The organism is Mesorhizobium sp. M7A.F.Ca.CA.004.04.2.1 (assembly GCF_004022825.1).
Taxonomy (GTDB): Bacteria; Pseudomonadota; Alphaproteobacteria; order Rhizobiales; family Rhizobiaceae; genus Mesorhizobium.
Genome location: NZ_RZPH01000432.1, coordinates 1 through 4,749, shown reverse-complemented (window position 1 = coordinate 4,749; position 4,749 = coordinate 1). Strand labels below are relative to the sequence as shown.

Annotated in this window: 4 protein-coding genes and 2 pseudogenes; 3 read left to right on the top strand and 3 right to left on the bottom strand. The window is 57.7% G+C overall.

Annotated features, from left to right (window positions below; all coding sequences use genetic code 11):
• A pseudogene (locus EN893_RS19315) lies at positions 1-365 on the top strand (LLM class flavin-dependent oxidoreductase); the annotation flags it as partial.
• Complete coding sequence (locus tag EN893_RS19310; protein WP_063169382.1) at positions 352-978, top strand: nitrogen fixation protein NifQ; 627 nt, start codon at positions 352-354, stop codon at positions 976-978. The pseudogene EN893_RS19315 and the gene EN893_RS19310, both read left to right, overlap by 14 nt.
• Here EN893_RS19310 and rpoN read toward each other — a convergent pair.
• Positions 975-2,408: an RNA polymerase factor sigma-54 gene (rpoN, locus tag EN893_RS19305; RefSeq protein ID WP_063169381.1), complete on the bottom strand. Its 1,434-nt coding sequence runs from the start codon at positions 2,406-2,408 to the stop codon at positions 975-977. The two genes, EN893_RS19310 and rpoN, sit on opposite strands and share 4 nt — an antisense overlap.
• Positions 2,409-2,476: 68 nt before the next feature.
• A complete protein-coding gene (locus tag EN893_RS19300; protein WP_063169380.1) occupies positions 2,477-3,010 on the bottom strand; it encodes a peroxiredoxin in 534 nt (177 codons plus the stop codon).
• Between the two features lie 1,173 nt (positions 3,011-4,183).
• On the opposite strand from EN893_RS19300, the gene EN893_RS19295 reads away from it, so the two are divergent.
• A complete protein-coding gene (locus tag EN893_RS19295; protein WP_199489650.1) occupies positions 4,184-4,456 on the top strand; it encodes a hypothetical protein in 273 nt (90 codons plus the stop codon).
• Positions 4,457-4,617: 161 nt separating this feature from the next.
• Here EN893_RS19295 and EN893_RS19290 read toward each other — a convergent pair.
• Positions 4,618-4,749 (bottom strand): annotated as a pseudogene (locus EN893_RS19290) (IS481 family transposase); the annotation flags it as partial.

Below are 4,749 nucleotides of genomic sequence, written 5' to 3'. Positions count from 1 at the left end.
GCTGCTATGCCAGCCACGACGAGTTGGAGATCAACAGCTATCTCGACAATGCCCGCTTCCAGCGCCGGCTTTCTGAAGCCCTGCATCAGCGTCGCCAACAGAGCCACGATGGCTACCTGCTGCAGGAGACACCGACCCAGCAGGATCTGTCCTTCGAGACCATGCGCAAAAATTTGCCGATTGGCAGCGTAAATCGCGTGATTGATCGCCTGCTGGAAGAGATCGATATCTTGAAACCGGACCAGATCGCAGTTCAGACTCAATTGGGCGACTTCGACCAAAAGACGATGCTGCGCCAGATCGAGCTCTGGGGCGACAAGATCATCCCTGCGGTCAACAAGGCGCTTTGTCATGCCGGAAGCTGAAGCCGGCCGTTACGATGATGGCTGCCTATCCAGCGCGCAATGGCGTGGGTCCGAGCTAGGGAGGAGCTTCGATCAGCATGTGCTGCCCTGCGTACATTCACGTTCGCTTGAGGAGGTCCAGGCGGGCGAGGTGTTGGCGACGGAGGGGACAGGCCTTTCGTCTGTCGAATTGCGTGATGTCTTGGCCGCAACTTTCCCGTCTACCTCCAGCAGCGTATTCGCTTTGGAGGAGTTGAGCGAGCCCGAGCCGGAACTGGAAGAGGAACTGCTACGCCGGCTGCTGCTAGCGCATGCTGCGCCGGCCGACCCGGCGAGCGCCCGCTTGGCCAAGATCATCGCCCGGCGTGCGATGCGCATGGACCATCTTTGGCGGGATCTTGGCCTCTCAAATCGCGCTGAGCTCAGCCGCCTGCTTGCCAGACATTTTCCCGCGCTGGCGGCAGGCAACACAGAAAACATGAAATGGAAAAAGTACTTTTACCGCAAGCTGTGTGAGGCCGAAGGCTTTTCGTCATGCACAGCACCCAGTTGCGGGGAATGCCATGACTTCGAAAGCTGCTTCGGCCCGGAGGAAGTTGAGAGTCGCCTCTCGCCGACCACGAATGTCGGTTAGTCACTTCGCTTGATCGCAGCTGCGGACAAACGCTTATCGCGGCGCCGTCGTATGGAGGAAGGGATGTTCATCGCCTCGCGATATTTGGTGACGGTACGGCGAGCGACATCGATGCCGGTCTCCTTGAGTTGAGCAACGATGTCTTCGTCGGAATGTACCTTGTCGAGCGATTCTTCGGCTATGATTGCCTTGATCCGATGGCAGACAGCTTTGGCGGAGTGCGCATCGCCGCCCTCGCAGGATGCGATTGGCGCAGCGAAAAAATACTTCAGCTCGAACACCCCGCGCGGAGTCAACATGTACCTGTTCGAAGTCACCCGGCTTACCGTCGACTCGTGCATGCCGATCTCGTCAGCGACATTTTTGAGACAGAGAGGCCGCAGATGGGCGGCGCCGTGTGTAAAAAAGGCATCCTGCTGGCGCACGATTTCGGTCGCAACCTTAAGGATCGTCTTAGCGCGCTGCTTGAGACTGCTGATCAGCCAGTTCCCTTTTTCCTGGCAATTGTCGAGAAACGCTTTGCCTTCCGGATTTTGCTTGGTCAGCTGCGAGATTTCGGCGACATAGGTGTGGTTGATCAACACTTTGGGCAGCGTGGCCGGATCAAGCTCCACCCGCCATCCACCTTCGGACTTGGGCATTACCCAGACGTCCGGTACGATGGTTTCCGGCGTCCCGGACTGGAACCGGTCTCCAGGCTTGGGATCGAGCGCGCGGATTTCGTTCCTCATGTCGAGGAGATCCTCCTCGTCGACTCCGCAACGCTGCTTCAATCCCTGAAAATCCCCCCGTGCAAGCATCTCGAGATTGGCGACCAAAGCTGCCATAGCCGGGTCGAACCGGTCTTGCTGGCGCAGCTGAATCTCCAGGCATTCGCTGAGAGTTCGCGCAAAAATGCCCGGCGGATCAAATTGCTGCAAGATTCCGATGACCCGTTCCACATCAGCTTGCCGAACGTTTAACGTCCTGGCCAGATCGAAAAGGTTTACCTGAAGATAGCCAGTGTCCTCCAGATGAGCGGCGAGCTGTCCGGCAATCAGCCGCTCCTGGGGGGTGAACGGGTTGAGGGCGACCTGGCGGGCGACATGGTCGTGCAATGTTTCGGTGTGGGCGGTAAACTCCTCGACGGCAGGTCGATCGTTGCCGCTACTGCGTTGCGACTTCCATTGCCCGCGCCCGCCAGACGGCCCGCCAATGGGCGATTCGCCGATTTCGCTTCTGCTTTGACTGCTCCGCTGATCCACCCCTGGCAGCGGCGAATCGTCGTCAAACGGGTCAGGCTTCAAAACGGGGTTCTTCTCGAGTGCCTGCTGCACGAGCTGATGGAGTTCAGTATGCGTCAATCGCAGCAAGCGAATAGCTTCAATGGCTTGAGGCGATAAGACCATACGTTGCTTCTGGCGTTGAAGCAGGCTTGCTGAGAGATGCATGTTGAACCGTGATCTGCCGAGGAGGCTCTAGTGTGTGCTTGGGTTGTGTGAGACTTTCCACTTCTGGGTCATGCCGCCGCCTTCAATTTGTCGAGAACGTTTTGCGGGGATGAAACGCCATAGGGGTCCGTCTCGCAGTTGTCACAGAAGCCTTCCTCCTCGAACCACTGCTCCACCACGCCATCGTCGATCAGAGCGGCGTATCGCCAGGAGCGCATGCCAAAGCCCAGATTGTCCTTCGCGACCAGCATGCCCATTTTGCGCGTGAACTCGCCCGACCCGTCTGGGATCAGCTCGATCTTCTGCAGCCCCAAGGACTTTCCCCACGCATTCATGACGAAAGCATCGTTGACCGAGACGCAGTAGATCGCGTCAATTCGCAGTTCCAGAAATTGATCATAGAGTTTTTCGAAATCGGGCAGTTGGAAGGTCGAGCAGGTCGGGGTGAAGGCGCCAGGCAGCGAGAACAGGATGATGCGCTTGCCCCCGAAATAATCGTCGGAGGTCTTGTTCTCCCACTGATAAGGATTTGGCCCCCCGATCGACTCATCGCGAACACGCGTGCGAAAGGTCACGAGAGGAACGTTCTTTCTATAGGTCATTGATTTGCTTCCAGGCCAAAGTGGTACGGTGCATTTTTCGGTTAAACTGAAGCGGCATCGACTTCGGTCGACAGTTCCGGCAGCCTCGCGCCTTGGCGTGGTTGCCTCGGACCGGTCTTGTGCAAGACCGCCCCCGAGCAGGCACGTTTAACGGCGACGAGCTTCCGCGGAGACGGGGAATTTTGCTCGCGTGCTTTATCGAGCTTTGAGAGGTAGGCATGGTCTGCAACCGTGATTTTGACTGCGTTCTATCGACCGAGTCGCAAGCGCCATGCCAATTGACCCGATGCCTTGGGTTCACTTCGGTTTTTGCAGCAACTTTCGTGTTGTGCAGTAATGCCGGTCGATATTATTGCTCAAGCAGCACTGGAAATTGGGTGCGACTCCGTTCGGCAAACCCGGCCTTTGTCCGAAGCCGGACACGAATGTCGGAAATAGCCAAACGCCAGGATCTGGGGCGGGTTAAGAAACGTTGCCGTGGGCACCGGCTTCAGCACAATTGCGCCACGCGAGCATGGCTCCCAGCGTCAATGCCGTGCAGCAGCGAGACGAAGTCACTGCAGAATATCAACCTCTGCGAAGTCGTTGAAACCCAGCATGTGCGAGCCGTTCGAGGCGCAGATCAAGGCATGCTCGAGGAAGAGCTCGTGCTCTCGGCAGCAAGTGTTGCGACGTCTGACAAGGATCGTCGCGCTTCAAGGAAAAGAACCTGAATGGTGCACGGCTTGTGAAGGCCGGCGCATGGAAATGGCTGGGCTGATCATCCTCCATGAGGGTTGAATGAAGAGCTGGCCCCTATCTCCCTCAGCTGCAACGGGGGGAGATAGGGCATGTCCGTCTATCGCGCTGGGTAACATTCCTCGGTGATGCAATAAGGGGGAGCAATTTCTCATTTCGGCAGACACGACCCAGCTCTCCTTTCATGCGCTGATTCCCCCAGGGGAAATCGCGACTCCAGGCTTCCTATGCAGCGAATCGCGGTGCTGTCCGATGTCCGACAATGTCGGATGCGGATCGTAGCTGGGCTAGATCCGTCACTTTGCCTCGATGGTTTCCCACTGGCCTTATATCTGCTTCGCCCAAATGCGGCGACATAACCTGTGCGGCATCTGTGAATGGATCGACTTCAATCGAGACCTCGGAGGTCCCGATGCGCGAAGGGAGCTTGCCGATATGACGGCCACCATAGCGAACCACGGTCCGGACGACGAGGGGACTTGGATCGGCGGGCCTGCGGCGCTGGGACACCACCGCCTGGCAATCATCGATATCCAGGGCGGCCGCCAGCCGAGGATGCTCCAGGGGGATGGCCGACCTGACTTGGTGCTCGTCTACACGGGTGAGACTTACAACTACCGCGAGCTGCGTCAACAGCTGGCCGGCCTAGTCCATCGCATGAACACGAGCAGTGACACCGAGGTGGTGCTGCACCGCCCCCGCGAGTAGGGCTCTTCGGCGGGTACACTTTTTTCACGAAATCCGTGAATGTTTCTCGCGACATCATCCCGCAATCGGTGGTGCAGCGGGTGAAGAGCCCGTATCCGGCTATCCAGAATGCCGCCTACGACAAAATACTACGTACGCGGTTCACTGTGATGCTGGACGACCTAGTTGTGGAGCTTCAACAGGTTGTCCTCGATCAGGGCGAGGCGACTGATAGGCGTTTTTGACTTTAGGCTGCCATGTGGACGATGCCAATTGTATCTGTGCAGCCAGACAGGCAGTTCGGCGGCACGATG

Coding starts and splice junctions, on each gene's coding strand:
- EN893_RS19310 (WP_063169382.1), top strand. CDS start 352: ATGCCGGAAGCTGAAGCCGGCCGTTACGATGATGGCTGCCTATCCAGC.
- rpoN (WP_063169381.1), bottom strand. CDS start 2,408: ATGCATCTCTCAGCAAGCCTGCTTCAACGCCAGAAGCAACGTATGGTC.
- EN893_RS19300 (WP_063169380.1), bottom strand. CDS start 3,010: ATGACCTATAGAAAGAACGTTCCTCTCGTGACCTTTCGCACGCGTGTT.
- EN893_RS19295 (WP_199489650.1), top strand. CDS start 4,184: ATGACGGCCACCATAGCGAACCACGGTCCGGACGACGAGGGGACTTGG.